Annotated in this window: 27 protein-coding genes and 1 tRNA gene; 19 read left to right on the forward strand and 9 right to left on the reverse strand. The window is 61.2% G+C overall.

From position 1 onward, the window contains the following. The first annotated feature begins 600 nt into the window (after positions 1-600). Positions 601-1,743, forward strand: a complete 1,143-nt coding sequence (locus HYP802_RS0113740; RefSeq protein WP_024275927.1) for a hypothetical protein — start codon at positions 601-603, stop codon at positions 1,741-1,743. A 5-nt stretch (positions 1,744-1,748) separates the two neighbouring features. On the opposite strand, the gene cutA is transcribed toward HYP802_RS0113740, so the two are convergent. Continuing rightward, positions 1,749-2,075 carry a divalent-cation tolerance protein CutA gene (gene cutA / locus HYP802_RS0113745; protein WP_024275928.1) on the reverse strand — a complete coding sequence of 109 codons (327 nt, stop codon included), beginning with the start codon at positions 2,073-2,075 and terminating at the stop codon, positions 1,749-1,751. A gap of 133 nt (positions 2,076-2,208) precedes the next feature. Between cutA and HYP802_RS0113750 the strand changes: the two genes are divergently transcribed. Then, the gene (locus HYP802_RS0113750; RefSeq protein ID WP_013948038.1) at positions 2,209-2,991 is read left to right on the forward strand and encodes an NAD kinase; all 783 of its coding nucleotides are present in this window, start codon (positions 2,209-2,211) and stop codon (positions 2,989-2,991) included. A 3-nt stretch (positions 2,992-2,994) separates the two neighbouring features. On the opposite strand, the gene HYP802_RS0113755 is transcribed toward HYP802_RS0113750, so the two are convergent. Together HYP802_RS0113755 and HYP802_RS0113760 are read right to left on the reverse strand one after the other, a co-directional pair. After that, positions 2,995-3,495 carry a hypothetical protein gene (locus tag HYP802_RS0113755; RefSeq protein ID WP_024275929.1) on the reverse strand — a complete coding sequence of 167 codons (501 nt, stop codon included), beginning with the start codon at positions 3,493-3,495 and terminating at the stop codon, positions 2,995-2,997. 288 nt (positions 3,496-3,783) lie between these two features. Next, complete coding sequence (locus tag HYP802_RS0113760; protein ID WP_024275930.1) at positions 3,784-4,359, reverse strand: nitroreductase; 576 nt, start codon at positions 4,357-4,359, stop codon at positions 3,784-3,786. 114 nt (positions 4,360-4,473) lie between these two features. Here HYP802_RS0113760 and HYP802_RS0113765 point away from each other — a divergent pair, with 114 nt between their 5' ends. Further along, positions 4,474-6,417, forward strand: a complete 1,944-nt coding sequence (locus HYP802_RS0113765) for a VWA domain-containing protein (protein ID WP_024275931.1) — start codon at positions 4,474-4,476, stop codon at positions 6,415-6,417. Continuing rightward, complete coding sequence (locus HYP802_RS0113770; RefSeq protein ID WP_024275932.1) at positions 6,414-7,487, forward strand: hypothetical protein; 1,074 nt, start codon at positions 6,414-6,416, stop codon at positions 7,485-7,487. The genes HYP802_RS0113765 and HYP802_RS0113770 overlap by 4 nt, the downstream gene beginning before the upstream one ends. On the opposite strand, the gene HYP802_RS0113775 is transcribed toward HYP802_RS0113770, so the two are convergent. Further along, positions 7,474-8,058: a hypothetical protein gene (locus tag HYP802_RS0113775; protein WP_013948042.1), complete on the reverse strand. Its 585-nt coding sequence runs from the start codon at positions 8,056-8,058 to the stop codon at positions 7,474-7,476. The genes HYP802_RS0113770 and HYP802_RS0113775 overlap by 14 nt on opposite strands. A gap of 53 nt (positions 8,059-8,111) precedes the next feature. After that, positions 8,112-9,149, reverse strand: a complete 1,038-nt coding sequence (locus HYP802_RS0113780; RefSeq protein ID WP_024275933.1) for an amino acid ABC transporter substrate-binding protein — start codon at positions 9,147-9,149, stop codon at positions 8,112-8,114. Positions 9,150-9,336: 187 nt separating this feature from the next. On the opposite strand from HYP802_RS0113780, the gene metC reads away from it, so the two are divergent. Beyond that, complete coding sequence (gene metC, locus HYP802_RS0113790; protein ID WP_024275934.1) at positions 9,337-10,521, forward strand: cystathionine beta-lyase; 1,185 nt, start codon at positions 9,337-9,339, stop codon at positions 10,519-10,521. 20 nt (positions 10,522-10,541) lie between these two features. On the opposite strand, the gene HYP802_RS0113795 is transcribed toward metC, so the two are convergent. Both HYP802_RS0113795 and HYP802_RS0113800 read right to left on the reverse strand, forming a co-directional pair. After that, a complete protein-coding gene (locus tag HYP802_RS0113795) occupies positions 10,542-12,455 on the reverse strand; it encodes a L,D-transpeptidase family protein (RefSeq protein ID WP_029670991.1) in 1,914 nt (637 codons plus the stop codon). 154 nt (positions 12,456-12,609) lie between these two features. Beyond that, positions 12,610-12,685, reverse strand: a tRNA-Arg gene (locus tag HYP802_RS0113800). Between the two features lie 216 nt (positions 12,686-12,901). Between HYP802_RS0113800 and HYP802_RS0113805 the strand changes: the two genes are divergently transcribed. Together HYP802_RS0113805 and HYP802_RS0113810 are read left to right on the forward strand one after the other, a co-directional pair. After that, on the forward strand, positions 12,902-13,252 hold the full coding sequence (locus HYP802_RS0113805; RefSeq protein WP_024275936.1) for a hypothetical protein: 351 nt from the start codon (positions 12,902-12,904) through the stop codon (positions 13,250-13,252). Between the two features lie 105 nt (positions 13,253-13,357). After that, the gene (locus HYP802_RS0113810) at positions 13,358-13,684 is read left to right on the forward strand and encodes a hypothetical protein (protein WP_024275937.1); all 327 of its coding nucleotides are present in this window, start codon (positions 13,358-13,360) and stop codon (positions 13,682-13,684) included. A 91-nt stretch (positions 13,685-13,775) separates the two neighbouring features. Here the strand turns inward: HYP802_RS0113810 and HYP802_RS23655 are convergent, their stop codons facing one another. Then, on the reverse strand, positions 13,776-14,318 hold the full coding sequence (locus HYP802_RS23655) for a hypothetical protein (RefSeq protein WP_024275938.1): 543 nt from the start codon (positions 14,316-14,318) through the stop codon (positions 13,776-13,778). A gap of 355 nt (positions 14,319-14,673) precedes the next feature. Here HYP802_RS23655 and ligD (HYP802_RS0113820) point away from each other — a divergent pair, with 355 nt between their 5' ends. Together ligD (HYP802_RS0113820) and ligD (HYP802_RS0113825) are read left to right on the forward strand one after the other, a co-directional pair. Then, positions 14,674-16,353, forward strand: coding sequence for a non-homologous end-joining DNA ligase (gene ligD / locus HYP802_RS0113820; protein WP_024275939.1), 1,680 nt, complete (start codon positions 14,674-14,676; stop codon positions 16,351-16,353). Positions 16,354-16,474: 121 nt separating this feature from the next. Continuing rightward, entirely contained in the window at positions 16,475-17,428 is a 954-nt protein-coding gene (gene ligD / locus HYP802_RS0113825) for a non-homologous end-joining DNA ligase (protein WP_155831227.1), read from the forward strand. Positions 17,429-17,674: 246 nt separating this feature from the next. Here the strand turns inward: ligD (HYP802_RS0113825) and HYP802_RS0113835 are convergent, their stop codons facing one another. Next, on the reverse strand, positions 17,675-18,574 hold the full coding sequence (locus HYP802_RS0113835) for a Ku protein (RefSeq protein WP_013948052.1): 900 nt from the start codon (positions 18,572-18,574) through the stop codon (positions 17,675-17,677). 332 nt (positions 18,575-18,906) lie between these two features. Between HYP802_RS0113835 and HYP802_RS0113840 the strand changes: the two genes are divergently transcribed. Genes HYP802_RS0113840 through HYP802_RS0113885 form a run of 10 tightly spaced genes read left to right on the forward strand, consistent with a single transcriptional unit; the run spans position 18,907 to position 26,400 of the window. Then, positions 18,907-20,022 carry an alpha/beta fold hydrolase gene (locus HYP802_RS0113840; RefSeq protein WP_013948053.1) on the forward strand — a complete coding sequence of 372 codons (1,116 nt, stop codon included), beginning with the start codon at positions 18,907-18,909 and terminating at the stop codon, positions 20,020-20,022. 15 nt (positions 20,023-20,037) lie between these two features. After that, on the forward strand, positions 20,038-21,447 hold the full coding sequence (gene atpD, locus HYP802_RS0113845; RefSeq protein WP_013948054.1) for a F0F1 ATP synthase subunit beta: 1,410 nt from the start codon (positions 20,038-20,040) through the stop codon (positions 21,445-21,447). After that, positions 21,444-21,857: a F0F1 ATP synthase subunit epsilon gene (locus tag HYP802_RS0113850; protein WP_013948055.1), complete on the forward strand. Its 414-nt coding sequence runs from the start codon at positions 21,444-21,446 to the stop codon at positions 21,855-21,857. Before atpD ends, HYP802_RS0113850 begins: the two co-directional genes overlap by 4 nt. Beyond that, entirely contained in the window at positions 21,854-22,141 is a 288-nt protein-coding gene (locus tag HYP802_RS0113855; protein WP_013948056.1) for an AtpZ/AtpI family protein, read from the forward strand. Before HYP802_RS0113850 ends, HYP802_RS0113855 begins: the two co-directional genes overlap by 4 nt. After that, a complete protein-coding gene (locus HYP802_RS0113860) occupies positions 22,138-22,419 on the forward strand; it encodes an ATP synthase subunit I (RefSeq protein WP_013948057.1) in 282 nt (93 codons plus the stop codon). The genes HYP802_RS0113855 and HYP802_RS0113860 overlap by 4 nt, the downstream gene beginning before the upstream one ends. Next, a complete protein-coding gene (locus tag HYP802_RS0113865) occupies positions 22,416-23,111 on the forward strand; it encodes a F0F1 ATP synthase subunit A (RefSeq protein WP_013948058.1) in 696 nt (231 codons plus the stop codon). The genes HYP802_RS0113860 and HYP802_RS0113865 overlap by 4 nt, the downstream gene beginning before the upstream one ends. Further along, complete coding sequence (locus tag HYP802_RS0113870; protein ID WP_013948059.1) at positions 23,108-23,353, forward strand: F0F1 ATP synthase subunit C; 246 nt, start codon at positions 23,108-23,110, stop codon at positions 23,351-23,353. The genes HYP802_RS0113865 and HYP802_RS0113870 overlap by 4 nt, the downstream gene beginning before the upstream one ends. Next, positions 23,350-24,078 (forward strand): F0F1 ATP synthase subunit delta, encoded by a 729-nt coding sequence (locus HYP802_RS0113875; protein WP_013948060.1) that lies wholly within the window; start codon positions 23,350-23,352, stop codon positions 24,076-24,078. The genes HYP802_RS0113870 and HYP802_RS0113875 overlap by 4 nt, the downstream gene beginning before the upstream one ends. Then, positions 24,071-25,564, forward strand: coding sequence for a F0F1 ATP synthase subunit alpha (locus HYP802_RS0113880; protein ID WP_013948061.1), 1,494 nt, complete (start codon positions 24,071-24,073; stop codon positions 25,562-25,564). The genes HYP802_RS0113875 and HYP802_RS0113880 overlap by 8 nt, the downstream gene beginning before the upstream one ends. Continuing rightward, positions 25,561-26,400, forward strand: a complete 840-nt coding sequence (locus HYP802_RS0113885; protein ID WP_013948062.1) for a F0F1 ATP synthase subunit gamma — start codon at positions 25,561-25,563, stop codon at positions 26,398-26,400. Before HYP802_RS0113880 ends, HYP802_RS0113885 begins: the two co-directional genes overlap by 4 nt. The last annotated feature ends 54 nt before the right edge of the window (positions 26,401-26,454 follow it).

Below are 26,454 nucleotides of genomic sequence, written 5' to 3' on the forward strand. Positions count from 1 at the left end.
AAACCGCACAATCAAGCAAACCAGAGCCGCCACATTCGAAGCCCGACTGGAGAATTCCGCCACGATTTCGCCGCAAGAAATCAGAGTGGAAAACTTTATCGTCCGGTTCGGACCGAAGGTGGAAAACTTACGCGAATTAAACTCCCCTCTCTTTCAGCCGTAGCTGAGTCGGGGGGCGATGTGAATCCGAAACGATAGAAGAATCAGAATTGTAGGGGCACGTGCCGACTATGACGCGAGTGTCATATGACGATGTCCACAAGCTTCCGGCAGCGGTTGAAAAGTCCCGGTTATCAAGAGGTTTTGCACCGGCCGCGTAAGTTTCGCACAAGCCTCAGATTATGGCGGGCGTGTGCCGGATGTCGTTCTTGGCATGGCGAGCACATGGCGGCCCCATGTCGCGCCCGTCACAAGGTATGACGCATTGTGCGTTTACCAAGCGCCCGGACTTGAGGCATTCTCATCTCGTGTTGGGCTTGCACATTGGAATGTGCAGCGTCGCCGGTTTTAATGGGCGGGGCTGACTGCTCATCGTTCCGGCCCGATCGTTTTCCGGACGACCGCGTGACTGATGTTCAGTGAGGTTGGTGGAGTCGCGTCATGTCACGCCCCGGTGCACTGCTGCTGATCACCGCCGGTATCGTTCTCGGAAGCCTGTACCTCTTTCCGTTCTCAGATCCTTCTGACGACCTCGCCGCCGTCACGCGCATTTCCGTCGCGCCCGACCGCACCGATCGGGAGCGAAACATCATCCCGACATTTGCGCCGACGTCTCCGTCTTGGCAAAAACCGGTTGCCGCCAATGCGAACGAGGTCGCGACGGTCGCGCTTCCGAAGCCCAGCACCTGGACGACGGTCGTGGCGGCCGGACGTTCGGTCGTGTCGCCGGTGCGATCCTCAGGCTCGTCAGATCCTGCGACCCGCACTCAGCTGGCACGCGACCTGCAGACCGAATTGCAGCGCGTCGGTTGCTATCGCGGCACAATCAATGGCAGCTGGACGCAATCGACACGGCGGGCCATGGCTGCGTTCCTGGATCGCGCCAACGCCGTGCTGCCGTACAATCAGCCTGACTACGTGTTGCTTGCGCTGGTGCAGAGCCATCAGGATGTGATGTGCTCCGCCGACTGCCCTTCCGGACAGATCATGCAGGGTGACGGCCGTTGCGTTCCCGCAGCGGTCATCGCGCAGGCCGAGAGACGGCAGAAGCGACAGGATGGACGTTGGCTGACGATCACGCGTCTTGCCGATGGACGCGCTGGCGAGCGCGCTGTGGCGTCAAAGCCGACCGAGCGCGAGGTGCTGCCTTGGCAGAGAAATCAGGTCGTCACCGATCCACTGCCGCAGGTCGCCGTTGCTCCGCGGCCTGATCCGTTGCCTGGGCGCATGTCGATCGGCGGGCCTCTCCCGCCAGAGGTGATGGCGCCTCCTTCGACTTCCGTCGTCACCGGTGCGTTGCCCGCTGTTACCGTTACGCCCAATGGGTCAGCGAAGCTCGCCGCTCTGCAATATGAGCCGGACGACGACAGTGTTTCCGACGACGCCGATGCGGCTGACGCTCTCCCGGTAACGCGCGACGGCGACATCGCGCCCGCACACAAGGTGAAGAAATCACGCCGCGCCGAGAGCGAGAAACGGCGGCGATATAATTCCTATGCTTACTCAGGCAAGCGCCGCCATGGCGATCCGCGTCCAGGCACGACACGCTTCAATCTCATGCAGTCGCTCGGCGGCGTATATTGACGGTCTTAAATCTCGGTGCCGTCTCTGACCCACCTCAGGTATGCGTCGCTCCCGCCTGTGACGGGGACGACAAGCACGGCCGGCGTCTCGTAGGGATGGTTGGCGACGATGTGCGCAACAGCGCGTTCGGCCCCCTCGGCCGCAAGCTTGACGATCATGACGGCTTCATCCGCCGTCTCGGTATTGCCCTTCCAGACGTAAACCGACGTCATCGACGGCAGGACGTTAATGCAGCCGGCCAGCCGCCGCTTGACCAGATCCTTGCCCAAAGCCAGGGCTGCGGCGCGATCCGGGAACGTCGCGTAAATCATCACGACGCCATCGGCTGGCATCGGGTGGCACTCTCCGCTATCCCGCACTGTACGACCTAGATGGGGGGGCTTGTCGTTTGACGGCACTTGAGCGAGCTTCCCTGCCTTGTTTCGCAGCCTTACAACCGCGACAGCATTTACCTGAAGGGCCTTGATGGCGAAAGAAAAGCACAAATTCGAGCGCATCGCCTTCGTCGCGAGCGAAGTGCCCGAAGCGATCGAAGCCCAGGCGGCCCTGATCAAACGCTATGGCGAAACCGACCCTGCGGAGGCTGACGTCATCGTGGCGCTCGGCGGCGACGGCTTCATGTTGCAGACGCTCCATCGGTTCATCAACGACAAGATCCCGATCTACGGCATGAACCGGGGCTCGGTGGGCTTCCTGATGAACGACTACCGGGAAGAGGATCTGCTTGAGCGGCTGTCAGCGGCCGAGACGAGCCGCATCCATCCGCTGGCGATGATCGCGACGGACGCCAACGGCAAGGCGCACAAGAGCCTCGCCATCAACGAAATCTCGCTATTCCGGCAGCGCTATCAGGCCGCCAAGTTGCAGGTAGCCATCGACGACAAGATGCGGCTCGAAGAGTTGATCTGCGACGGCATCCTGGTTTCGACGCCGGCCGGCTCGACGGCTTATAACCTCTCGGCGCACGGTCCCATTCTGCCGATCAAATCTCAATTGCTTGCCGTGACGCCGATCAGTCCCTTTCGCCCGCGGCGTTGGCGTGGCGCCATCGTGCCGAGCAAGGTGCGCATCACGATCTCGGTGCTGGAGCACGAGAAACGGCCTGTCAGCGCCGTGGCCGACCACTTCGAGACGCGCAACGTCATCAAGGTCGACATCGAGCAAGCCCGCGCCATCGAACTTTACATGATGTTCGACCGCGAGCACGGCCTCGAAGAGCGCGTGCTGGCCGAGCAGTTCAGGTATTAGACATCAAGCCTGCGTTGCGAAAAACGTTGTGAGTTTTTCGAAGCGCTTGTTGGCCAAGTCCATTCCGGTGAGATCATTTCCCGCAGCGTCTTTTTCGTCGGGGGGAAGATCCCCTCGATCCCAGTCCAAGGATGAGAGATCGAAGCCACTGGCGACTATCGAACCACCCGAGTTATAAATGCGCGCCACTTCAACGCCATGCCATTTGATGGTGTATGCGACAGGCAGGGGATTCCCCATCGCATCGGTAAAGCCTCCCTCATCGGTCAAAGGCTCGACAACGGAGCCCGACGCTGTAGTCAGCGGCGACGCAGATGGTTTGTAAGTACCATCATCGCTGCCGTCATTCTCGTCGAGCTTTGGCGCAAAGAGATCGGCGAAGGGATCCGAGATGCCACCCGCGCCATCCGTTTTGTCGGACGCTCCGTCATCCTCGCCTTTTGCTTTTTTGAGAAGCTGCAAGGCCGTGGTGTGGGTGCTGGAAAAGCCGACAATTGAAAGCATGGCGGGCCTTCGGTGACCATTTCGGTCAACGAACCTGCACTTATACAGCTTAAGAGTTCATTAAGTATGTTTCGGGCCGGGCCAAAACTAACTGGCCCTCCAGCGGGTGCTTGAGGCACGCGCGGAGGGCCATGATGTGGTCTGAAGTGCCGTTTCCCGATTTCCCGGCCGGCGGTGCTGATCCCGCGGCTCCCCGAATCGAGTTTGCCAACACGTATGCCGAGAGCTTGGCATCGCATGGTTAATGCTGGCTTAATGCCGCGGTACTGATACCGCTCAGATTCAACGTCAGGCCGGCCAATGCTTGACGATGGCTTCGAGCTTGGGGCGCTCGCGTTCCTCGGGCTTCTCCATCGGCGTGCCGACATAGATGAAACCAGCGATTTTCTCGTGCTCCGTCAGGCCGAAGGCTTCGCGGACCGTGGGGCTGTAGGCGATCCACTCGCTGAGCCAGGAGGTGCCGAAGCCCAGCGCATTGGCCGCTAAGCAAAGATTGAAGCAGAGCGCGCCGACCGACAGCACCTGCTCCCACTCCGGCGCACCGGGACGCGGCTTCACCGATGAAATGACCGCTATGACCATGGGCGAGCGCATGAATCTGGCCCGCTCCATGTCGAGACGGACATGCGACGGCGGCTCGCGCTCTTCCTTTTCGCAGGCCCGGGCAAAGATTTCCCCAGCCGACGCGCGCGCATCGCCCTCAAAAACGATGAAACGCCAGGGCGAAAGCTTTTTATGATCGGGAACGCGTGTCCCGACCGTCAGAATCTTGTTGAGTTCTTCGGCCGTTGGGGCGGGTGCGGCGAGTCGGTCGGGCTTGACCGAACGTCTTGCCGCAAGAAATTCAAAAAATGCGGTATTCATGGGTTGTTCCGTACCTTTGCGTGCCCGTCTCGCTATACGAGGCGTCGGGCTGTTACAAGCCACCCGTTACAGTCAGAGTCGGGATAAGGATCGAAGCGCTAAGGTGGTGGGGGAATGATGCGGCTGAAAATATCGAGGATCGTCGCACCGCTCGTGGCGGTTGCCGTGCTTGCCGCCGTCGGCCTCGCGGCGACGCGACCCGCTCTGAGCGCCGATGCGCCGACCGCCATGCTGATCGTCGACGGATCGGGCTCGATGTGGGGCCGGCTGGCGCCCGCCAACCGGCCGAAGATCGACGTCGTGCGTGACAAGCTCGGCGCGCTTCTGACCGAGCCCTCGTCCACCCGCGTCGGCCTCATCTCGTTCGGACATCGCCGCCGTGGTGATTGCAGCGACGTGGAGATGATCGCAGGTCCCGACAGCCCGCGTCAGAGCGTTCTCGATCCGCTCTCAAAGCTCAGCCCGAGAGGGCCAGGCCCGGTGACGGCGGCGTTGCGCATGGCGGCGGACGCTATTGGTTCCTCACGGCCGGCTCAGATCGTTATCGTCGGCGACAATGCCGACAACTGCCGCCAGGATTCCTGCGCCGCTGCGCGCGCCATCGCGAAGTCGTCGCCCGGTGTCGTCATTCAGGTGATCGGCATCGGACTTTCTGCGAACGAACGCCCGCGCATGGCGTGCATGGCAGAGGCGACGGGCGGCCGCTTCTACGACATCGCAGATTCCAACGGACTCGATGCTGCCATCGAAGAAGCCGTGAAGCTCGCGGTTCTGTCGCCGTCCGACGTTGCAGGCGGGGAAGCCAAATCGGTGGCACCGAAAGCACCGCCGCCGCCCGCCGGAGCATCGCTACGTGCCTCGGCGGCATTGGCTGAAGGCCGCCCTCTCATTACAGCGCCGCTGACGTGGCGGATCTACAAAGCCGGGGGCGCGAAAACGCTCGGCCAAGGCGTCGGCAAAGACATTTCAGCCAAGCTGCCGGCTGGTGATTACGACATCGAAGCCGAGCTTGGCGGCGTCAAGGCCCGGCACACGATCACGATTGCCGACGGCGAAGCGCAGAGCATCATCGTCTCGCTCAACGCTGCGCATCTCGTCGCGCGCGCTGTGGCCAGCAAGAGTGGCCCGCCCTCGCCCACCGCGACCTTGAGCGTGTCATCGAACGGCCAGCCTGTTGCCTTGAAGCGTGGCGATACGGTCGATCTCTATCTGCAGCCTGCCGAATATGGCGTGACGGCAGTCGATGGCGCGGCGCGTTCATCGCAGACAATCAATCTCGCTGCGGGAGACGACAAACGGCTCGATGTCGCGCTCTCGACTGGACGCCTCGACCTGTCGGCGACCGGCGCGAACGGCGGCGCGATCCAGGATGTGCTCTACACGGTCGAGACCGACGATCCGGAAAGTCCTGACGGCCGTCGCGAAGTGGCGCGGTCGCGCAGCCCGCAGGCGAGTTTCGTGCTGCCCGAGGGCACCTACTACATCGGCGCCAATGCCGGCAACGGCATCACCAGCAAACGCGTCGCCATCGGCGCCGGACAGACGGTCACGGAGACGCTTGCGATTGCTCTCGTGCCGGTCAAGGTCACGGCGCTCGTTGCCGGTGTACCGGCGAAGCCCGACGACAACATTTTCTATCGTGTCGACCGCATCGACGGCGACCGCGTCAGCATTGCGCGCACCATCGGCCCGGCGCTTGACCTCAGTTTATCTCCGGGGCGCTACCGGATCAGCGCTTCGCTTGCAACCGCACACCTGTCAGCCTCTAAGGAAGTGACGCTCGACGCGGGCAAGCCTGCAAAAGCCGTGATCGATATCGCGTCGGGACAGGTCAACTTCGTGCCGACAGCCGCCGCGGTACCCGCGTTCGGCGATTTGACCTGGGAAGTCGCCGATGAAAACGGCATGCCGATCTGGCGCGCGACCGGCGCGCAGGCGACCGCGATCCTGGCACCGGGAAAATATACCGTGCGCTTCGATGCGCGTAACAGTCATGGACAGGCTGCGTTCGAGGTCCGAGCGGGCCAGAGCCAGAAGCTTGAGATTGGACCCGGATGACCGAAGCGTTGCGTAGTCTAAACCCATTATCGCTGCGCCAGCGGTTGCGCCCTGTCGCTGTGCTCGTGCTGACGGCAATGGCGTTGTCGTTCGTTGCGGCGACGGCATCGTTCGCGCAGGAGCCCGTTCCGGACGGCCCAGCGCCAGCGCCCTGGGGACCGGTCGGCGGCAAACGGCAAAACACAACGACGGTTGAGCGCGGCAAGACGAAAGGCGGCGTCCGGCTCGTTGCGTTGCTGACGGGCGATGGCCAGCAGATTGAGCAAGGTCTCATCTGGCGGGTTTTTCGAACCGTGCCGCGGTCGACCAAGTCGAAACTCGTGTTGGAATCCCGCGAGGCGAGCCCCCTCGTGAAACTTCCACCCGGCGAATACACCGTCAACGCCGCCTTCGGGCGGGCGAACCTGACACGAAAGATCGTCATCAAGCCGGACGGGCCGCCGTTCGAGCCGTTCGTGCTGAATGCGGGCGGACTTCGCGTCGCGGCGATGATCGGCGGCAAGCCAGCGCCACCCGGCGCGGTCTCGTATTCAATCTACACCGATGATCGCGACGAGTTCGAAGGCAATTCTGCGGTTATCACCGGCGCCAAACCGAACCTGATCATTCGCCTCAATTCCGGCATCTACCGGATCGTCTCGATTTACGGCGACGCCAACGCCAAGATCGAGGCGGACGTGACCGTCGAAGCGGGCAAGCTGACGGAGACGACAGTAACGCACACAGGCGGCAAGGCGACGTTCAAGCTCGTCACGCGGGCGGGCGGCGAAGCGGTGCCCGACACGCGTTGGACGATCCAGACGACGGAAGGCGATACCGTGAAAGAGAGCGTCGGCGCACTGCCGACGCATGTGCTGGCGCCTGGGAAATACCTAGTGACAGCATCTTCGGGCGGCCGTCTCTACCAGAACTCGTTCGAGATCAAGGACGGCGACAACATCAGCGTCGAAGTGCTGATGGCCAGCGCGACCGACGACAACAGCAATCGGGTGTCGAGCGGCGCGACGACGATCGCTCCAACAATCGCCCCAACGTCCGGCGGCATGCCGATGGATTTCAGAAATCCGTAAGGACCCAATCGGTCGGACAGCCGTTATCGCGCATGCGCTTTTCGATCTGCGCATGTTGCGCGGTATCACCGCCTTCGAGGCAGGCTGTGCGCGCCAACTGCCATTGCTCGCAAGCGCTCGTGAGATCGCCCGCTTCGTGCGCTGCTTCACCCAGCGCCAGGCGCGCTGCGGCGTGAGCCGAATGTGGGCCGTGAAGCGCGCCATTCCCGGCGGCTGAGCGAAGCGCTTCCATCCGTGCACTCTGATCGCCTGCGCGGGCGTAAGCGGCGGCGAGATCGAGATAAAGTCCGGCAAGCGCCGTCTTTTCACCGTGGGCAGCCGCACTGTCGATTTTCGCTGCAATCGTCTCGGCGGTTTCGAGTGGCTTCTGCAAAGGCGGTGCTGCGGCTTCCGGCGACGGCTGCGCAACGGCGTGGAAAGGCTCGACGAGGCTATCCGAAGACGCTGGCAGAGCCCCGCGGCGATAACGCCGGGATGACCGCCACAGATAGAGGAGCATCAGGATGACGGCGACCGGGATCGCAAAGACGATCAGTTCAAGCAACATGTGATACGTCGCTGGGATTCCCATCACCCTTCCCCATCGTCACGCCCGCTGCCACAATTCCCCCTGCGGCGAAACTATCAGCGGAACGGCGCCGAGTACATGAGACCGCCCTTGCTCCACAAGTTGTTGAGGCCGCGATCGAGTTTCAGCGATGAGCTTTGGCCGAGCGTGCGTTCAAAGATCTCGCCATAGTTGCCGACGTCGCGAACGACCTGATAGGCCCAGTCGCGCGGCAATCCGAGCGGCGCGCCTAGATCGGCATCGAGGCCCAGGAAGCGACGGACCTCGTGCGAGGGCGACGCCTTCATGGTGTCGACGTTGCTGCTGGAAATATTCATTTCTTCCGCGGCAACGAGTGCCATCATCACCCAGCGGACGACGGCGAACCAGCCATCATCACCAAGCCGCACGGCCGGGCCGTACGGTTCCTTCGTAATCAATTCCGGCAGCAGCATCTGATCGGCGCCGCTGGCCAAGCGGCTCTTTTCGAAGGCGAGCAACGTCATGTCGCCGGTCAATACCGTGCAGCCTCCGTCGGAATAAGTTTTGACCAGATCCTCCCAGCGATCGGACTGGATGAGTTGGTAACGCATCTTCCGGCTGCCGAAGTAATCGGAGATTGCGGTCTCATCACTCGTTCCCGCCAGAACGCAGATCGAAGCGCCAGACAGCTCAAGAACGCTGGCGATCGAGTGATTGCGTGGAATGATGAAGCCCTGGCCATCGTAATAGAGCGTACCCACGAAGCGGGCGCCGAGTTCTGTATCGCGCGTCAGCGTCCATGCCGTCGCTCCGAGCAGAACGTCAACCTCATCATCCTGCAGCGATTTGAAGCGATCGCTGGCGTTGAGGCTCAGGAGCTTCACTGCGTCACGGTCGCCAAAGATGGCGGCGGCGAGCGCTGAACAGAATTCGATGTCCATGCCGCTCCAGGCACCGCGCGGGCTCACCTCGCTGAAGCCCGGTGCATGGTCCTGGACACCGCAGACGACCTTGCCACGGGCTTTGATCGTGTCGAGGATACTGATCGGTGCGCTTTCGGCCTCGGACGCCACCCCCAGCGCGACCACGAACAGCGCGATTGCTGCCGCCAAGACCCGCACAACGATGTTCATCTGCACTCTTCCGGCCAATGCTTCACTCGGGTCTCATCATTCCATACACGGAGCAGACAAAAGCGACGGGAGCGCCCATCGGTCCTAGCGCGCAGCCAGACATCTCGCGTCAGCGCGCAATGGTCAAGGCCTTGACCGGCAACCAAACTTGCGTCACGACGGCCGAACCCGCCCGGAGAGCTTTAGAATGACTGTAAAGAAGGAAGGTTCCGAGCGCGGAGAGCGTCCCGAGACCGACGTCGTGCACCTGGGGCGAAAGCCGTTCGAACAGCACGGCTTCGTCAATACGCCCGTCTATCGGGGATCGACGGTTCTCTATCCGACGCTCGACGCCCTTCGCGCCTATTCGCAGCCCTACACCTACGGCCGCCGCGCCACGCCGACGACGCGCGCGCTCGAAGAGGCAATCACGCAGCTGGAAGGCGGCGCCGCGACGATCTTGACGTCGTCCGGCCTCGGCGCGATCTCGACGGCGATTTTGGCATTCGCCGAGGCGGGCGATCACGTCCTGATCCTCGACAGCGTCTATCAGCCGGCCCGCACGTTCGCAGACAAAATGCTGACGCGGCTCGGCGTGGAGGTCACCTATTACGATCCGCTGATCGGCGCGGACATCGCGAAACTGTTCCGCCCGAATACGCGCCTCGTCATGGTCGAAGCGCCGGGATCGCAGACGTTCGAGATGCAGGACATTCCAGCGATTGCGGTGGCGGCTCACGCCAAGAACATCTGGGTGCTGGCCGATAACACCTGGGCGACGCCGCTCTTCTGCAAGCCTCTGGCGCTCGGCGCGGACGTGTCCATCCAGGCGGCGACCAAGTACATCGTGGGGCATGCCGATGCGATGCTCGGCACTGTCACGGCCAATGCGCGAGCCGCGAAGTTCATCGACGATGCGAAAGAACGTCTCGGCACCTGTCCCGGCTCGGAAGAAACGTATCTCGGCTTGCGCGGGCTGAGAACGCTCGCTGTTCGTCTCCAGCAGCATCAGCGCTCAGGCATTGCGGTCGCGGAATGGTTGGCGGCGCGGCCCGAGGTTGACCGCGTTCTCCATCCGGCATTGCCGAACGATCCGGGCCACGCGATCTGGAAACGCGACTTTACCGGCGCCTGCGGTTTGTTCTCGATCGTTCTCAAGCCCGTGCCACAGAAAGCGCTGGCGGCGTTCCTTGACGGATTGAAGCTGTTCGGGATGGGATATTCCTGGGGCGGATACGAAAGCCTCGTCGTGCCGTTCGACCCGACATCCTACCGCACGGCGACGCGCTGGCAGGGTCCGGGACCGGCACTGCGATTCCACATCGGCCTCGAAGCGGTTGAGGATCTCATCGCCGATCTTGCCGCTGGATTCGAACGGATGAAGAGCGCCTGAGGATCGGCGCTCTTTTCCATTTAGAAGCCAAGCACCTGGCGAATGATATCGCCGACGCCGCCATCGTACTTGCGATAGCTGCCGCTGCTGCTGCCATTGGTCAGGCCCATCGGCGGGGCGAGACGGTCGCTGCTGCGAGTGAAGCGCACCGCTTTCAAAGCCGCGGTATCGAGTGGCGGCGCCGTCGCGACGTCGATTGCGTCCCACTTGCCCGCAAGCGCTTGCTCGACGCGCTTTTGATGGCCGTACCAATCGTCGTAGTAGTGGGCCTTGCCGCCATCATCGACCCAGACCGTGAAATAGCCGACGTGGACGGGAATGGGCCGTTCGAGCTTGACCTCGTTGTCCATCGGACCGCGACGGATGAGCTGCTTCACGTTGGGCGCGGCGTCGCCCCTATCGATGTCCAGGATGGCCTGGGCGAAGACCTGCGGATTGCGTACACGCATGCAGCCGTGGCTGTAGAGCCTGACGGGCTTGTCGAAGAGATATTTCGACGGCGTGTCGTGCAGGTAGACCGAGTGCTTGTTCGGAAAGAGCAGCTTCACGACGCCGAGCGCGTTGTCGTCGCCTGCGGGCTGATAGAAGTTGTAGGCACTCAAGTTGGCTTTCGCCCAATTGACCTTGGTGCTGTCGATGCGGCGGCCGTTTCGCATGACGACATACCCCTGGCTCTCGATGGAGCGGCCTGACAGCAGCATCGAGAGCTTGATCGAATCCGGGATGTTCCAGCGCGGATTGAGGACGATTGTCGTCATATCCTTGGAGAAGATCGGGGTCTCCTTGTCGGCGGTGCCGACGACGACGCGATCGCTGAACAGCGTCTTACCGTCTTCTGTCAGTGCAATTGAGAATGAGGGCACGTTGACCAGGATGTGCGTATCGCCGAGAGAGCGCGGCATCCAGCGCCACTCTTCCATGTTGGCAATGACGGCTTCGATCTTGTCGGCTGTCGATTTCGTATCGTCACCAGCCAGCGCCGCGCGTGTCGCAGGACCTACGAAACCGTCAGCGGCAAGGCCGTTCTGTTCCTGAAATTGCTTGATCGCCGTTTCGAGCGCATCGTTGAACAGCGAAGCATCGTCGCCTGACGTTGCAATCGCAAAGCGCTGCTTCAATATTGCGACGTCGGGCGAGCGAGCGCCATTCGCGAGCATTGCGCCGCGCTTCGGAATTTGCGGCACGACCGGCTTGCTTTCATGCTCGCCGCGCAGGCTGGCGAGCAGAGCTTTCAGCTTCGGGAACTGATCCTGCTGGGGCTGGAAACCGCGCAGCACTGCATCAGGGTCGGGCTTGTCAGCAATCTGTGCCAGAACGCCGGAGGCTGGCGTAATGACCGGCTTGCGATCGAGATAATAGGAAAGCTGCTTTTCGGGGTCCGGAATGCGTGCGCCTTCGGCCTGATGGGCGTAGTGCAGAATTGCACCGGTGATTGCAATGTCGGCTGCAGCGAGTTCTTCGGGCGACGATTGTCCGTCATCGAGCATTTTCGTAGCGGCAGTGACGTTGAAATCGGACGCGTCGAGACCCCATTCGCCAGCGCGGCCCAATTCGGCGATCGCGAGGTCAGCGGCGTGCGTCAGTCCCTTATCATAGACCCACAGCGGTCGGCATTGCCGACCTTGATAGAATGAGACGACGTCGGCGCGGTCGCTTGTATCGAAGGCCAGCGTGGTCGAAAGCTTGGTGCAAAGCGCCGCTGGGACACCGGTCAGGGGAGCTGGCGTTTCCGCGGGCGGTGTCGAAATGGCTTGCGCGGCTTCGATGTTCGGAACGTTGGGGGGCGGCGCGGCATCCTCGGCAATGGCGAGCCCAGGGATCTGCACGACGGCAAGGGCGCCGCATATCATGAACGGCTTGACGAGCGACACGATGAGCGACCGGGCGCTCCAGGACTTGGATAGAACGTGAGGGCCGCGGGGGGACAAGGTCATGGTACGCACTCGCTACATTTCGGTGGTGACCGTGGGCAAAGCTAACCTAGGCAAGCTTCGCTCGGCTTCCAGCATAAGATTTTAAATCGTGCTCCAAGGTTAAATGTTGATAACGAGCACCGTTGCAATTTCCTTCGCAATAGATGCCAACGCGTGGCGATCCCGGCAGGGCTCGAACCTGCAACCTTCGGAGTCGAATTCCGACGCTCTATCCATTGAGCCACGGGACCAGATGTGACGCCTGTGTGCGACGACTGCGTGAAACCAACAATCGCCGCTTTCTGAAGTCAGTCTCTTCGCAACGCGAACGATGTGATTCCATCGCAATGATTGCATATTCCAGACAGTTGATAAACGCGATCATGAGTGGAACCGGCGATCAACGTTCGAGTTAGCGAAGAAAGCGGGGATGTTGGCTTTTTTCGTCAGGGGGACACTGTCGAGATATGACTTTCATCGAGCAAGCCTGCCATCGGCAGGCCGTTGAGCTTTGGAGAAACCGGCCGAATCTGCACGACTGGCGTCTGCGCATCTTTTCGCAAATTTTGCGGTATTGCGAGATTTCCGGCGAGCGCCCGACCACATCCGCATCCATCGTATTGCTCAGAGGCGTGGCGGCGGTGGGGGCAGATGCCTACCGCAAGAATGCTCCTCCATTATCGGAGCTGCGGCATTCGCTGGCGTCCGAGCCGCAAATGCTCGTGCGCAAGCTGACTGAGTTCTATGCCAAAGCCGAAGACGAGCTTCGTCTCCATCGCGAGATTGTGGAGCGGATGCTGCCGGAACGCGGGCGTTAGCGGCCACCTCGTTACCTTCTTTTCGAGCCAACGGGACGCGGAACCATCCGCGTCCGGGGTCCGTTTCCGGACTGCAAACGGCAACAAGAAAAGGAGAGAAACGCGATGAAAGGCTTCAAAGTCGGCGCCGCTGCATTGGCCCTCGTGGCAGCCGGCTCGCTCAGCGCGATGGCTGCGGACTATAGTTCCGGCGTCAGACCTGAGGTGCCGGGCAGCAAGCCGACAACGGTGACGCCTGCTCCCGCCAACGAAGGCGCGAGCACGGGCGAATCCGGCGCGACGAGCCCGGCAGGCATCCCGGCGGATCCGACAACGAACGAAAATGTTCAGCCTGGCCCTTCGACGGGAACACCGAATGACCCCGCGGCAGGGTCGAACCCAGGCGCTCGCGTCCCAAGCTCGCCGCAGGGAACGGGAAGCTCCAGCCCGTAACTCGATCTTCAAATCGGCATAAAAAATAATGAAGGCTCCGGATGCATTCCGGAGCCTTCTGCTTGGACGCTGTCTCTCTATCGAGACGCGTTCAATCTACGCATGCCTGATAGCGCCGCCACCAGTACGGGCTACCGGTACGCACGGCCCGGCGATACAGCCAGCCGCAATCGTCGCCGGCGTCATAATAGTAATCGTCATAATAGCCGTAACCGTAATATGGCCAGCCGCCATAGGCATAAATCGGATAGCCGCGCCAACGGCGTCCGTGCCGCCAGTACTTGCCGCCACCACGCCAGCGATTTGCGTTGGCGTATCCGTATCTCCTTCCGGGACGAAAGGCGCGGCCGCCGTTCGGAACGCGCGCGAAATTGCGCGGTCCGCGATACACTTGTCCGCGAAAAGCTCGCGGCCCGCTAAAGCCCGGTCCGCCACGGAACGAGCGCGCTGCAAAGCCACCACCACCCATGCGGCCGCCGCCGAAGTGCCCTCCGCCACCACGGAAGCCGCCACCTCCACCGTGGAAGCCACCGCCGCCGTGGAAGCCGCCACCTCCACTTCGCGCATCGGCAGTCGCGCTGCCGAGCGCCAGGAGCAACGCAGCTCCCAGCGCCGCGATCATCTTGAGGTTCATACTAAAAACTCCTTAGGTCTCTCAGGTGGATGCCCTCACGACATCCTTAGCGACTAAACTTCCGGGTAAATGTCGCAGTTCCGGAAGGGAACTCTTTGAGGTGGCGCAAACGCAAGTCCGTTCGTTGCAGGGAAATGGAATTGCCCAGCGGTCGAAATGTTGTGGAACAAGACGTGCCCGGTTGCCGTTGGATAGCCAGACGGATGCACCAGCGTACGTCAGGCGCCTGTCAAACGGCGCCCGGGCCGCTCGGGAGCCTTGCGCTCCCAGCGGCTTTGCTTTGATCTACGTCTAGCGCGCAGGCATTGCCGAGCCTTACACTTGTCGCGGCGAGCTCTGGTCCGGATGCAGTCGAATGGCGAAGAGAAAGCTTTCCGAATACCGCGCCAAGCGTGATTTCACCAAAACGGCGGAACCCAGCGGCACGTCGGTGGTCCGTCCGGCGCAGCATTTGCGTTTCGTCATTCAGAAACACGACGCGACACGGCTGCATTATGACTTCCGGCTGGAACTCGACGGCGTGTTCAAATCGTGGGCCGTGACGCGCGGTCCCTCCGTCGATCCGAAAGATAAGCGCCTTGCTGTCGAGGTCGAAGATCATCCGCTCGACTACGGCGATTTCGAAGGCACCATTCCCAAAGGTCAATATGGCGGCGGCACCGTGATGCTGTGGGACCGCGGTTTCTGGGCGCCGGTCGGAGACAAGAGCGCGGAACAACAACTGCGCGACGGCGAGCTTAAATTCGTGCTCGCAGGCGAGAAGCTCAAAGGCAGCTGGGTACTCGTCAAAATGAAAAACGATCGCTACGGCGGCGGCAAGCGCAATAACTGGCTGCTCATCAAGCATAAGGACGAAGGCGCGCACGCGGGTGACGCCGACAAGATCCTGTCGCAGGATCGCTCCGTCGCCTCGAAGCGGACAATGACGCAGATCGCAGCGGGCGAAGGCCATGGACCCGAACCTTTCGTTCTTCGCGGGCGGCGCGCCAAGCGGCCCGATGCGGTCTGGCATTCGAACGCATCACCGGATGACGATGAGCCTGAGCCTGCAGCCCGAAAGAAACCGCTGAAACGGACACCCGTTCGCAAGATGCGCAAGACAGGAACCAAGTCGCAATCGGATGCGCCGTCAACCGCCGACAAAGTGCTCGGCATCGCAATCTCTCACCCAGAGAAAGAGCTTTGGCCCGGCGGTACGGGAGAGGCCGTCAGCAAGCTCGATCTTGCGCATTATCTTGAAACTGTGGGTGAGTGGATGCTGCCCCACATCAAGGGGCGGCCCTGCTCCGTCATTCGCGCGCCCGACGGTATCGACGGGCAGAGCTTCTTTCAGCGTCACGCCATGCGCGGGATGTCGCCGGAAATCGACCTCGTGAAAATCTCCGGCGATCGCGAGCCTTATATCGAAGTCAATTCGGTGGAAGGCCTGATCGCGCTCGGGCAGATCGCGGCTCTCGAATTTCATCCTTGGAACTGTGCGCCGTTCGAACCCGACATTCCGGGGCGGCTGGTGTTCGATCTCGATCCGGCGCCGGATGTCGATTTCGGCCGCGTTGTCGTGGCGGCCAACGAACTGCGCGAGCGGCTCGAAGATGTCGGTCTTGTCGCATTCTGCAAGACCACTGGCGGCAAGGGAATTCACGTCGTGACGCCCCTGAAGACACGCGGCGGCGCGGGCGTGGGGTGGGACGAAGCTAAAGCGTTCGCGGGCGCCTTGTGCCAACAGATGGCCAAGGACAGCCCCGACGCCTATCTCATCAAGATGACCAAGAAGCTGCGCAAGGGCCGCATTTTTCTGGATTACCTGCGCAATGATCGCATGGCGACTGCCGTTGCACCATTGTCTCCGCGTGCGCGGCCAGGGGCGACCGTGTCGATGCCGCTGACGTGGGCGCAAGTGAAACAAGGGCTCGATCCCAAACGCTTCACCGTGCACAGCGTACCTGCGCTCCTCAAAAAATCATCCGCATGGAAAGACTATTGCGACAGCGAGCGGCCGCTGAAGACCGCGATCAAGAAACTTCTAGGATCGTGAGCCTGTGCGAAAAGCAGCGCCGGTAAAACGCCCGCGATCGGTCCCGTTGAAGGCTTCGGCGCTAAAATCCGGGCGCGGTCTAGTCTCACCATCCAAAATCGAAGGCGCGGTCAAGTCGGCCATGCCGTCATTCGTTGAGCCTTGCCTGGCGACGCTCGTCGCGAAGCCGCCAATCGGCGAGGAATGGGTGCACGAGATCAAGTTCGACGGCTATCGCATTCAGGCCCGCATCGACCGTAACGACGTTCGCTTGCTGACGCGCAACGGGCTCGACTGGACCGATCGTTTCGGCGGGCTTGCAAAGGCGCTCGCCGAATTTCATCGCGGAAAAGCCATCATCGATGGCGAGCTTGTCGTCGAAGACGCGAATGGTCATTCGAGCTTTTCGGCGCTCGCCGCCGCGCTGAAAAGCGGGCGCAGTGAAAAGTTCGTTCTGCACTGTTTCGATCTTCTCTATCTCGATGGCCTCAATCTCATCGGCGCGACGCTGCGAGATCGCAAACGTCTGCTTGAGAAGCTCTTCGTGCGCCGGGCGAAGGCCGGCCCGATCCGATACAGCGGGCATCTCGCCGTTGACGGCGCACGCATGCTTTCAGATGCTTGCAGTCTCGGCCTCGAAGGCATCATTTCGAAGCGGATCGACCGGCCCTATCGCTCGGGCCGGCACGACGACTGGCTGAAATCGAAATGTATTCAGGTCGATGAGTTCGTGATCGTCGGCTACCTCGTCTCGAGCGCCGGGCCGAACGCGGTCGGCGCGCTGGTCGTCGGCTATTACGACAAGAAGCGATTGATCTATGCCGGACGGGTTGGCACCGGGTACACGCATCGAACCGCGGCCGACCTGATGCGCAGGCTGAGGCCGCTTCATGTCGATGCGCCCCCGGTCCAGGGACCGCTGACGAATCTGCAGCGCAGAGACGTCGTCTGGGTCCGTCCCGATCTTGTGGCACAGATCGAGTATCGTGCCTGGACGGGCGATGGGTTGCTGAGACACGCGGCGTTCAAAGGCTTGCGGGAAGATAAGCCCGCAAAAGACGTTCGCCGCCCTATCACTAAAGTGATCGAGACTTAAATATCTCAGGTGAAGGGGAAGAACATCGTCTGAGCCAAGTGCGGCGTCAGGAACATCCACATCCAAAGCGCAAAGAACGGGTGCATTTCGAGCCTCCTGAATTTGCTGTTGCAATCAGGCGAGATCGCGACCCGTCTCACATTTTACGAGAAACCGCTGTGGACCTTCAAAGTCCGCTCAGCGAGCCGGAGCAATTCGCAGTGTTCGTGAAAGGTATCACGAGTCTGCGACATTTTGGACCAAAAATCACCGGCCGCGCGACTTCCGCTTTTGTGCTTTCGGCGGAGCCCGCTTGACGGGCTCGCGCTTCTGGCGTGCAGCTGCCGTTTTGGTGCGTGTGTTCGTGGGCTTGGCTTTCGACTTTCCTGTCGAGCGACGTAGCGCTTCCATGAAGTCGATGACCGTGCCGCCCGAAGGTTCGTCGCCGCCGCCTGCAACTTCCGTCGACAGGCCGCCTTCGACCTTTTCCTTCACAAGGGCGCGCAATGCTTCGGAGTAATGATTTTTGAAGTCCGACGGTTCGAACTTTCGCGTCCGCTCGTCGATGAGCTGCTTCGCCATGTTGACCAACTCGGGTCGCAGCTTGCTTGAGCCGATGCCGGAGAAGATCTCGTCAGCGTCGCGGATCTCGTTGGCATAGCGGAGCGTCTCAAGCATCAGGCCATTGCCGCAGGGCTTCATCGCCACGAGATTTTCGCGGCCGCGGATCGTCAGCTGTCCGACGCCATATTTTTCGGTAGCACGCAGCGCGTCGCGAATGATGCGATAGCCCTCTTCCGCCACGTCACCGTCGGGCAGAACATAATAAGGATTGTCAAAATAGAGCGGGTCGATGGAGCAAGCATCGACGAATTCTGTCAACTCGACCGTATGGCGGGTGTTGAGCTTCAGCTTGTCGAGCTCGTCAGGCTCGAATAGGACATAGTTGCCATCATCGAGTTCATAGCCTTGGACGATGTCGGCCTGCGGCACGACGCGGCCACCCTCACCCGCCACCTTCTGATAGCGGATGCGCTGCTTCGTCTTGCGGTCGACCTGATGGAGCGCGATCTTGTCTTCCGAAGCGGTGGCGCTAACGAGACGAATGGGAATGGTAACGAGCGCGAGGCGCAAATGTCCCTTCCAAAAGGACCGTGCCGCTGCCATGGCTCAACTCCTCAAGAACGCGATACTGACAGCCATATAGCACGCCACCGGCGTCGCGGCTAAGGGCCCAAACTGCGAACGCACGTTAACAAGACCCGGTTCCGGGCATTTTGAGTTCTCTCAAACTTGCTTAAATTCGAATTGCCGTTGCAGCGCTCCCATTCAGCGAACCTGATGCGCTCGCCGCCTGCCGCCTCCGCCGGTATTTTCCGAGCGACACTTAAGCGGCGTGAACGTGCTGCAAAAATCTCTAAACTTGATCTAGCCCAACGTTCGCACGCGGTTACGGTTTAGCGTCAGATGAGACTAGGAAGCTCTGGACGAGGCGCCTTATGCCCAAGATTGACAGTCGGCCCAAACAGGCTTCGACGCCGCTGTTTAGCGTACCGGTCTTTTGGCCGATGGCCTTGGCTGAGCAGCTAAGCGTCGATGGCCTGGACATCTATGCAAAGAACCTGAGGTTTCTCGACGAAGCCGTCAAGCTCGACACCGGCCTCAAGCCGAAGCTTGCGACGCCTAATAAAGTCCGCCTCGACCTGCGTGAAATGACGTTGCGCGACTACGGCGCCGAAGGCGGCATGCCCGCGCTGGTGATTGCGCCGTTTGCCGGTCACACCGCGATGATCGCCGACTTCAATAAGGGGCAAAGCCTCATCGAAACGCTCATGGGGGGCGGCATTCAGCACGTCGTGCTGACCGATTGGAAATCGGCGACGCCTGATATGAAAGACCTCGAAGTCGACGATTACCTAGCGGCTTTGATTGTCGCGATCGACGATCTCGGCGGCAAAGTCGATCTCATCGGGCTATGTCAGGGCGGTTGGTTCGCGGCAATGATCGCCGCCCGCTTCCCCGAAAAGGTCAACAAGCTTGTCCTTGCCGGCGCTCCCATCGATACCGACGCGGGAGACGGTCCGATCAAGCGGATGGCGCACACCTATCCGATATCATTCTACCAAGAACTGGTGCGTCTCGGTGGCGGCCTCATGAAGGGCCGCTTCATGCTGCAGGGGTGGAAGAACATGCACCCGGAGGAGCACTACTTTAAAAACTATGTCGATCTTTACGAGCACATCGACGATCCGGCCTATATCGCCAAGGAAGAAAAATTCGAGAGCTGGTACGAGAACCCACTCGATCTGCCGGGGCGTTGGTATCTCGAAGTCATCACTCAGATCTTTAAGGAAAATCGTCTGGCCAAAGGCGAATTCGTTGCCCTCGGCAGAAAATTGGATCTACGTTCGATTACGTGCCCAACCTATCTTCTGGCCGGTGCGGCGGATGATATCACGACGCCCGAGCAGGTTCTCGATGCCAGCAAATACATCGGAACACCGGCCTCCCTCATCGCCAAGCAAACCGTTCCCGGCGGACATATCGGACTGTTTATGGGCTCGCATACCCTCAAAGATAAATGGCCCAGTATCGTGAAATGGATTCGAACGTAGCCAACGGTTGTTGACATGTCGCCTCAACTGAATGGAACGGTGATCGCGGTCCGTGGAGCCGTCGTCGATATCCGCTTCGACGCCGGTCTTCCCGGCATTGAGACCGCGCTCGACGTGGCATGGAACAGACCGGGCCGGCTCGTGCTGGAAGTCCACAGCCATCTTGACGCCGCAACCGTGCGCGCTGTCGCGATGCAGTCGACGTCTGGGTTGAGACGCGGCACGCCGGTGCGGTCGACGGGCAGCGCGATTTCAGTTCCGGTCGGGCAAGCCGTTCTCGGCCGTCTTCTGGATGTGGTCGGCAACGTCGGAGACGAAGGCGCGCCGCTACCGGCCGATGTCCCGACACGCGGCATTCACGCCGCGCCGCCGCGTCTTAAAGATGAGACCGGCTCGTCGGCACTGTTCGAGACAGGCATCAAGGTCATCGATCTGCTGGCGCCGCTGCCGCAAGGCGGCAAAGCTGCGATGTTCGGCGGCGCAGGCGTCGGCAAGACGGTTCTGGTCATGGAACTGATCCATGCGATGGCGGAGAAATATCGCGGCATTTCGGTCTTTGCCGGTGTCGGCGAGCGGTCGCGCGAGGGCCACGAGCTGCTGACCGATATGCGCGGCTCCGGCGTTCTGGCACATACCGTGCTCGTCTACGGACAGATGAACGAACCGCCCGGCGCACGCTGGCGCGTGCCGATGACGGCACTGACGATCGCGGAGCATTTCCGCGATGCGCGCCACCAGAACGTTCTGCTGCTGATGGACAACGTGTTCCGCTTCGTACAGGCGGGCAGCGAAATTTCAAGTCTGCTCGGGCGGCTGCCGTCGCGCGTCGGCTATCAACCAACGCTTGCGAGCGAAGTCGCTGCTTTGGAAGAGCGTATCGCGTCGGTCGCCGGAGCCGCGGTCACTGCGATCCAAGCGGTCTACGTGCCCGCCGACGATTTCACTGATCCGGCCGTCACAGCAATTTCGACACACATGGACAGCATGATCATGTTGTCTCGAAATCTTGCGGCCCAAGGCTTTTATCCCGCCGTCGATCCGTTGGCTTCGTCGTCGGTGCTTCTCGATCCGCTGATCGTCGGCGCCGATCATTATGCGCTCGCCGAACGCGCGCGGGAAACACTCGCCCGCTTCAAGGATCTCGAAGACATCATCGCGCTGCTCGGCGTCGACGAATTGGGCAGCGAGGATCGCTTGGTTGTCAAACGCGCGCGCAGGCTGCAGCGCTTTCTCAGTCAGCCCTTCAGCGTGACGGAAGCCTTTACCGGAATGCCCGGCAAAAGCGTTTCGCGAAAAGAGACGCTGGCAGGCTGCCGCGCCATCCTCGACGGCGAGACGGATGATTGGGCCGAAAGTTCGCTTTATATGTGCGGCTCGCTGGAGGATGCTCGGGCCAAAGAGCACGAGGCGAGGACGGCGGCATGAGGCTTCGCATTACGACACCGCTGACCGTCGCCATTGACGAAGACGCCATCGTATCCGTCCGCGCCGAGGATGAAAGCGGCGGCTTCGGCATCATGAACGGTCATGCCGATTTTCTGACGAGCCTCACGATATCGGTCGTCGATTGGAAGCGTGCCGACGGCAGCCGGCATTATTGCGCCGTGCGTGGCGGCCTGCTGAGCGTTACGGCAGGAAAAGACGTTTCGATCACGACACGCGAAGCCGTGCCGGGCGATGATCTTGCGACGCTTCACGATGTGGTGCTCGCCCGCTTTCGCGACGATCTCGATGCCGAGCGTAACGAACGTGTCGGCGGGGCGCAGCTTGAGCTTGCGGCCATTCGCAGGATCATGCAGCGGCTCCGTCCCGACGGCGGGGGTCGATCGCTATGAGCGACGATCGCAAACAAAACGAAGATCCGCTGGCCGAAAGCGTGCAGTTGCGCAGCGAGCGCCACCGCCGATGGCTACGCGAGGGCGAGCCGACTGTCGCCAAACGTCTCGCGCAAATCGGCGTCCTCGGCTGGATTGTCGTGACTCCGATGCTGCTGGGACTATTCACCGGCCGTTGGCTGGACCGGGAATTCTCAAGCGGTCTGTTTTGGACGGCGCCGCTTTTGTTTCTTGGCCTCGCGCTCGGATGTTGGTCTGCTTGGAGATGGATGAATAACGCATGAGCTTCGCTGCCCTCCCCGAGACGATACAGTTGCCGCTTCTATTGCTTCATCCGGTCCTGGGTTTCGGAATCGGGCGGCTCTATTTTCATGGCGTTTGGAAAAGCGCGCATCTCATCCAGGAGAGCATGCTGACAGCGCTGACGTGGACAGGCCTGCGCCTTGCACTTCTTGCGGTGGCTCTGACAGGGATCGCAGCATTTGAAGGCGCGCTGCCGCTTCTGCTGACGACGCTCGGCTTCCTTGCGGCCCGGCATTTTGCGTTGAGGGCCGCATCGTGAAGTCGCCGCTTTCAATTGACGTTCTCTTCCACATTGGTCCGGTGCCCATCACCGCGCCCGTCCTGGTGACGTGGGCGATCATGGCATTCCTGGCGGGTGGCGCGTGGGTCGCGACGCGGCGATTGTCGCTGCAGCCTTCGCGATTCCAGGCGTTTCTCGAATTGATCGTGCAAACGGTCGACGGCCAGATCCGAGACACAATGCAGGCCGAGCCCGGTCCCTACCGCGCCTTCATCGGCACGCTCTTCGTTTTCATCTTCGTTGCTAACTGGTCCGAACTTGTACCCGGCATCGAGCCGCCGACCGCGCATATCGAGACGGACGCAGCGCTCGCGTTTCTCGTTTTCCTCGCCGTCATTTACTTCGGCATCCGCGCCAGCGGCGTGAAAGGCTATCTCTCGACGTTCGCTTCTCCGACGCCGCTGATGATCCCGCTGAATTTCGTCGAGAGCCTGACGCGGACGTTCTCACTTCTCGTGCGCCTCTTCGGCAATGTGATGAGCGGGGTCTTCGTCATCGGCATCGTGCTGTCGCTGGCGGGCTTGCTGGTTCCGATCCCGTTGATGGCGCTCGATCTGCTGACCGGAGCGGTGCAAGCCTACATCTTCGCCGTGCTCGCGATGGTGTTCATCGCAGGCGCGATCAGCGAAGGAAAACCCGAGAAAACTTCAGATGAAAGGACGACGAAATGAATTGGCTTTCCTTCGCGAGCATCATTGCTGCCGCGATGGCCGTCTCGTTTGGCGCCATCGGTCCGGCCCTTGCCGAAGGCCGCGCCGTCGCAGCCGCGATGGATGCGATCGCCCGGCAGCCTGAAGCAGCCAACACGATTTCACGCACGCTGTTCGTCGGCTTGGCGATGATCGAGACGATGGCGATCTATTGCCTCGTGATTGCGCTGCTGCTGCTCTTTGCCAATCCGCTCCTCAAATGACGATCGATTGGTGGACGCTCGGGCTGGAAGCGATCAACGTCGCCGTTCTGGTCTGGCTGCTTCAACGTTTTTTCTGGAAACCGGTTTCCGCAATGCTCGATGAGCGGCGCGCCGAGGCGATGCGAGATCTCACAGACGCGGCGGCGAAACGGGCGGAAGCTGACAAAGCCTTGTCGGCAATAAATGCCGAACGCGCGGGCCTGCAGAAGGAGCGAGAAGCCATCCTCGCAAAAGCCGCTGCGGATGCCGCTCAGGAGCGTGCTCGCCGCGTCGAGACCGCGACGAAAGAGATCGAAGCGCTGCGAACCGCATCGGAAGCATCCATTGCGAAAGAGAAAGCGGACGCTCACAAGGCGCTGCAAGGACAAGCGGCCGCCCTTGCAGTCGACATTGCTGCTCGTCTCTTAGCACGGGTCAATACCGCGTCGATCGAAGCCGGATTTCTCGACGGCCTTCGCGAGCAAATCGCGGCGCTGTCGGCCGGGCAACGTCAAGCGCTCGCCGGCCAACCGCTGAAACTCATCAGCGCATCGTCATTGACCGAGGACGAGCAGTCGGACTGCCGGCGCATGCTCAATGGTGCGTTAGGCACAGCGCCCGACATCGCCTTCACAACGGATCCCAAGCTCATCGCCGGATTCGTGCTCGACACGCCGAATATGGTGATCGGCAACAGTTGGCGCGACGATCTCGACCGCATCCGCTCGGAGTTGACGCATGAGTGACGCCGACGCCTGGCTCGTAAGATCGCGGCAGAAGGCAGCGACTGCCGCCATCGGCCCCTATGCCGAGGAAGTTGGCAGGGTGGAGAGCGCCGCCGACGGCATCGCCATGGTGTCGGGCTTGTCCAGCGTCCGGCTCGATGAACTCGTGCACTTCGAGCACGGCCAGCTTGGATTTGCGCAGACCCTTGATGACGATCGCATCGGCTGCGTTCTGCTCGATGCCGCCGTCGGTGTAGAGGCCGGACATCGCGTCTTCGGCACGGGCGACGTCGTTCGCGTTCCGGTCGGCGAAATGCTGCTCGGACGCGTTGTCGATCCGCTCGGCCGGCCGCTCGACGGATTGGAACCTTTTACGGCTAAGGACTGGCTGCCGATCGAAAGACCCGCTCCGAGCATCATCGAGCGCGATCTCGTTACCGAACCGGTCCAGACGGGAACGCTGGTGATCGATGCGCTGTTCGCGTTGGGGCGCGGGCAGCGTGAACTCATCATCGGCGACCGAGCCATCGGCAAAACTGCCATCGCAGTCGATACGATCATCAGCCAGAAAGCGAGCGACGTGGTTTGCGTCTACGTGGCGATCGGACAGAAAAGCGCGAGCGTTGCCCGTGTCGTCGAGGCACTACGATTGCATGGCGCGCTGGAGCGCACGATCGTTGTCGTCGCTGAATCAGCGAGCGCACCGGGATTACAGTGGATTGCGCCCTTCGCCGGTTTCAGCATGGCAGAATTTTTTCGCGACCGAGGCCAGCATGCGCTGATCGTCGTCGACGATTTGACGAAACACGCAGCCTGTCACCGCGAAATCGCACTGCTGACGCATCAATCGCCCGGCCGCGAAGCCTATCCCGGCGATATATTCTATGTGCATGCACGGATGCTGGAGCGCGCTGCAAAGCTCTCGAAAGAGAAAGGCAGCGGCTCGCTTACGGCATTGCCCATCGCAGAAACAGATGCGGGCAATCTGAGTGCGTACATTCCGACCAACCTGATCTCGATTACCGACGGCCAGATCGTGCTGGACTCAAAACTGTTCTATCAAGGACAGAAGCCTGCGGTCGATGTCGGCCTCAGTGTCAGCCGTGTCGGCGGCAAGACGCAAGCGCGGGCTCTGCGCGATGCCGCGTCGACCCTCAGACTCGATTACGCGCAATTTCTCGAACTTGAAATGTTCACTCGCTTTGGCGGCATGCCCGATGCTCGCGTGAAGCAGCAATTGACGCGCGGTGCACGCATTCGCGCGATCCTGGCGCAATCGCAGCTTGAACCGTATTCGCTCGCCGAAGAGATCGCTCTCGTTACTGCTGTACAAGACGGCCTTTTCGACACACTGCCGATTGAGAAAATCGGCGCGATACGCACCAGACTGAAGGACACCCTCGCCAACGTCACCGGCGGCGCGGTCAACCAAATCGCTGCAGACGGAACGCTCGATGACGCCGGCAAAGCTCAGCTTCGTTCGGCACTGAAAGGGCTCATGGCATGAGCGAACGTCTTTCGGACATCAACGCACATATCTCAAGCATTCGCGAACTCGGTACCGTCGTGAATGCGATGCGGGGGATCGCGGGGGCCCGCGCTCAACAGGCGCGCAGCGGGCTGATCGCGGTCAAGCTCTATGCCGAAAGCCTGGCGGCTGCGATCGGGCGCACGCTGGCGCTGCTACCGGACCGCGATCAATCGGGAGCAGCCGGCAAACGCGTCGTCGTGCTGTTTCTTGCTGAGCAGGGTTTCGCAGGCGCCTTCAGCCGGCGATTGCTCGACGCCGCGATTGCCGATTTGCGCGATGCCGAGGTTTTCATTGTCGGAACGCGCGGCGCGACGCTGGCGCTCGAGCGAGGCCTGAAACCCGTTTGGCAGGGCGCATTGCCAGCACATCCAGCGTCGATCCCTCGCTTCGCCGACCGGCTGATTGCAGAGCTTTACACCCGGATCGCCAAGGGAAGCGTCACACGCCTCGAGGCTTGGTTTGCGCACAACGGTCTTGAGAGACGTCATCTTTTTCCGCTGGACCCCAATGCGTTTCCGCAGAGCGCTGTCAATGATCCGCCATTGCTGAACCTGAAGCCGGCGCGCGTCCTCGCCAGCCTGACTGCAGACTACATTCACGCGGAGCTTTGCGACGCTGCGTTGAACGCGTTCGCCGCCGAGAACGAAGCCCGCATGGAAGCGATGGCGTCGGCCTATCGCGAAATCCAGAAGCAGCTCGGCGGCCTGCAGGCACGAAGGCAAATCGTGCGTCAGGAAGAGATCACCGCTGAGATCATAGAATTGGGCGAAAGCATTGCGGTCGGAAATCGAAAGTCTCATTCCGCCGGCTGAGCAGATGAGGCTTCGAATGACGACGCGGCGTCCTTCCAATGCGCACGTGGCCTT

Source organism: Hyphomicrobium sp. 802 (genome assembly GCF_000526135.1).
GTDB lineage: Bacteria > Pseudomonadota > Alphaproteobacteria > Rhizobiales > Hyphomicrobiaceae > Hyphomicrobium_B.

Excerpts from the sequence above, each read along its gene's own strand:
- HYP802_RS0113875 (WP_013948060.1), top strand. The coding sequence starts at position 23,350 with ATGACGATCGATTGGTGGACGCTCGGGCTGGAAGCGATCAACGTCGCC.
- HYP802_RS0113840 (WP_013948053.1), top strand. The coding sequence starts at position 18,907 with ATGCCCAAGATTGACAGTCGGCCCAAACAGGCTTCGACGCCGCTGTTT.
- HYP802_RS0113760 (WP_024275930.1), bottom strand. The coding sequence starts at position 4,359 with ATGAATACCGCATTTTTTGAATTTCTTGCGGCAAGACGTTCGGTCAAG.
- metC (WP_024275934.1), top strand. The coding sequence starts at position 9,337 with ATGACTGTAAAGAAGGAAGGTTCCGAGCGCGGAGAGCGTCCCGAGACC.
- HYP802_RS0113765 (WP_024275931.1), top strand. The coding sequence starts at position 4,474 with ATGATGCGGCTGAAAATATCGAGGATCGTCGCACCGCTCGTGGCGGTT.
- HYP802_RS0113810 (WP_024275937.1), top strand. The coding sequence starts at position 13,358 with ATGAAAGGCTTCAAAGTCGGCGCCGCTGCATTGGCCCTCGTGGCAGCC.
- HYP802_RS0113740 (WP_024275927.1), top strand. The coding sequence starts at position 601 with ATGTCACGCCCCGGTGCACTGCTGCTGATCACCGCCGGTATCGTTCTC.
- ligD (WP_155831227.1), top strand. The coding sequence starts at position 16,475 with ATGCCGTCATTCGTTGAGCCTTGCCTGGCGACGCTCGTCGCGAAGCCG.
- HYP802_RS0113775 (WP_013948042.1), bottom strand. The coding sequence starts at position 8,058 with ATGGGAATCCCAGCGACGTATCACATGTTGCTTGAACTGATCGTCTTT.
- HYP802_RS0113795 (WP_029670991.1), bottom strand. The coding sequence starts at position 12,455 with ATGACCTTGTCCCCCCGCGGCCCTCACGTTCTATCCAAGTCCTGGAGC.
- HYP802_RS0113855 (WP_013948056.1), top strand. The coding sequence starts at position 21,854 with ATGAGCGACGATCGCAAACAAAACGAAGATCCGCTGGCCGAAAGCGTG.
- ligD (WP_024275939.1), top strand. The coding sequence starts at position 14,674 with ATGGCGAAGAGAAAGCTTTCCGAATACCGCGCCAAGCGTGATTTCACC.
- HYP802_RS0113750 (WP_013948038.1), top strand. The coding sequence starts at position 2,209 with ATGGCGAAAGAAAAGCACAAATTCGAGCGCATCGCCTTCGTCGCGAGC.
- HYP802_RS0113870 (WP_013948059.1), top strand. The coding sequence starts at position 23,108 with ATGAATTGGCTTTCCTTCGCGAGCATCATTGCTGCCGCGATGGCCGTC.
- atpD (WP_013948054.1), top strand. The coding sequence starts at position 20,038 with ATGTCGCCTCAACTGAATGGAACGGTGATCGCGGTCCGTGGAGCCGTC.
- HYP802_RS0113860 (WP_013948057.1), top strand. The coding sequence starts at position 22,138 with ATGAGCTTCGCTGCCCTCCCCGAGACGATACAGTTGCCGCTTCTATTG.
- HYP802_RS0113770 (WP_024275932.1), top strand. The coding sequence starts at position 6,414 with ATGACCGAAGCGTTGCGTAGTCTAAACCCATTATCGCTGCGCCAGCGG.
- HYP802_RS0113880 (WP_013948061.1), top strand. The coding sequence starts at position 24,071 with ATGAGTGACGCCGACGCCTGGCTCGTAAGATCGCGGCAGAAGGCAGCG.
- HYP802_RS0113850 (WP_013948055.1), top strand. The coding sequence starts at position 21,444 with ATGAGGCTTCGCATTACGACACCGCTGACCGTCGCCATTGACGAAGAC.
- HYP802_RS0113780 (WP_024275933.1), bottom strand. The coding sequence starts at position 9,149 with ATGAACATCGTTGTGCGGGTCTTGGCGGCAGCAATCGCGCTGTTCGTG.
- cutA (WP_024275928.1), bottom strand. The coding sequence starts at position 2,075 with ATGCCAGCCGATGGCGTCGTGATGATTTACGCGACGTTCCCGGATCGC.
- HYP802_RS0113755 (WP_024275929.1), bottom strand. The coding sequence starts at position 3,495 with ATGCTTTCAATTGTCGGCTTTTCCAGCACCCACACCACGGCCTTGCAG.
- HYP802_RS0113885 (WP_013948062.1), top strand. The coding sequence starts at position 25,561 with ATGAGCGAACGTCTTTCGGACATCAACGCACATATCTCAAGCATTCGC.
- HYP802_RS0113835 (WP_013948052.1), bottom strand. The coding sequence starts at position 18,574 with ATGGCAGCGGCACGGTCCTTTTGGAAGGGACATTTGCGCCTCGCGCTC.
- HYP802_RS23655 (WP_024275938.1), bottom strand. The coding sequence starts at position 14,318 with ATGAACCTCAAGATGATCGCGGCGCTGGGAGCTGCGTTGCTCCTGGCG.
- HYP802_RS0113805 (WP_024275936.1), top strand. The coding sequence starts at position 12,902 with ATGACTTTCATCGAGCAAGCCTGCCATCGGCAGGCCGTTGAGCTTTGG.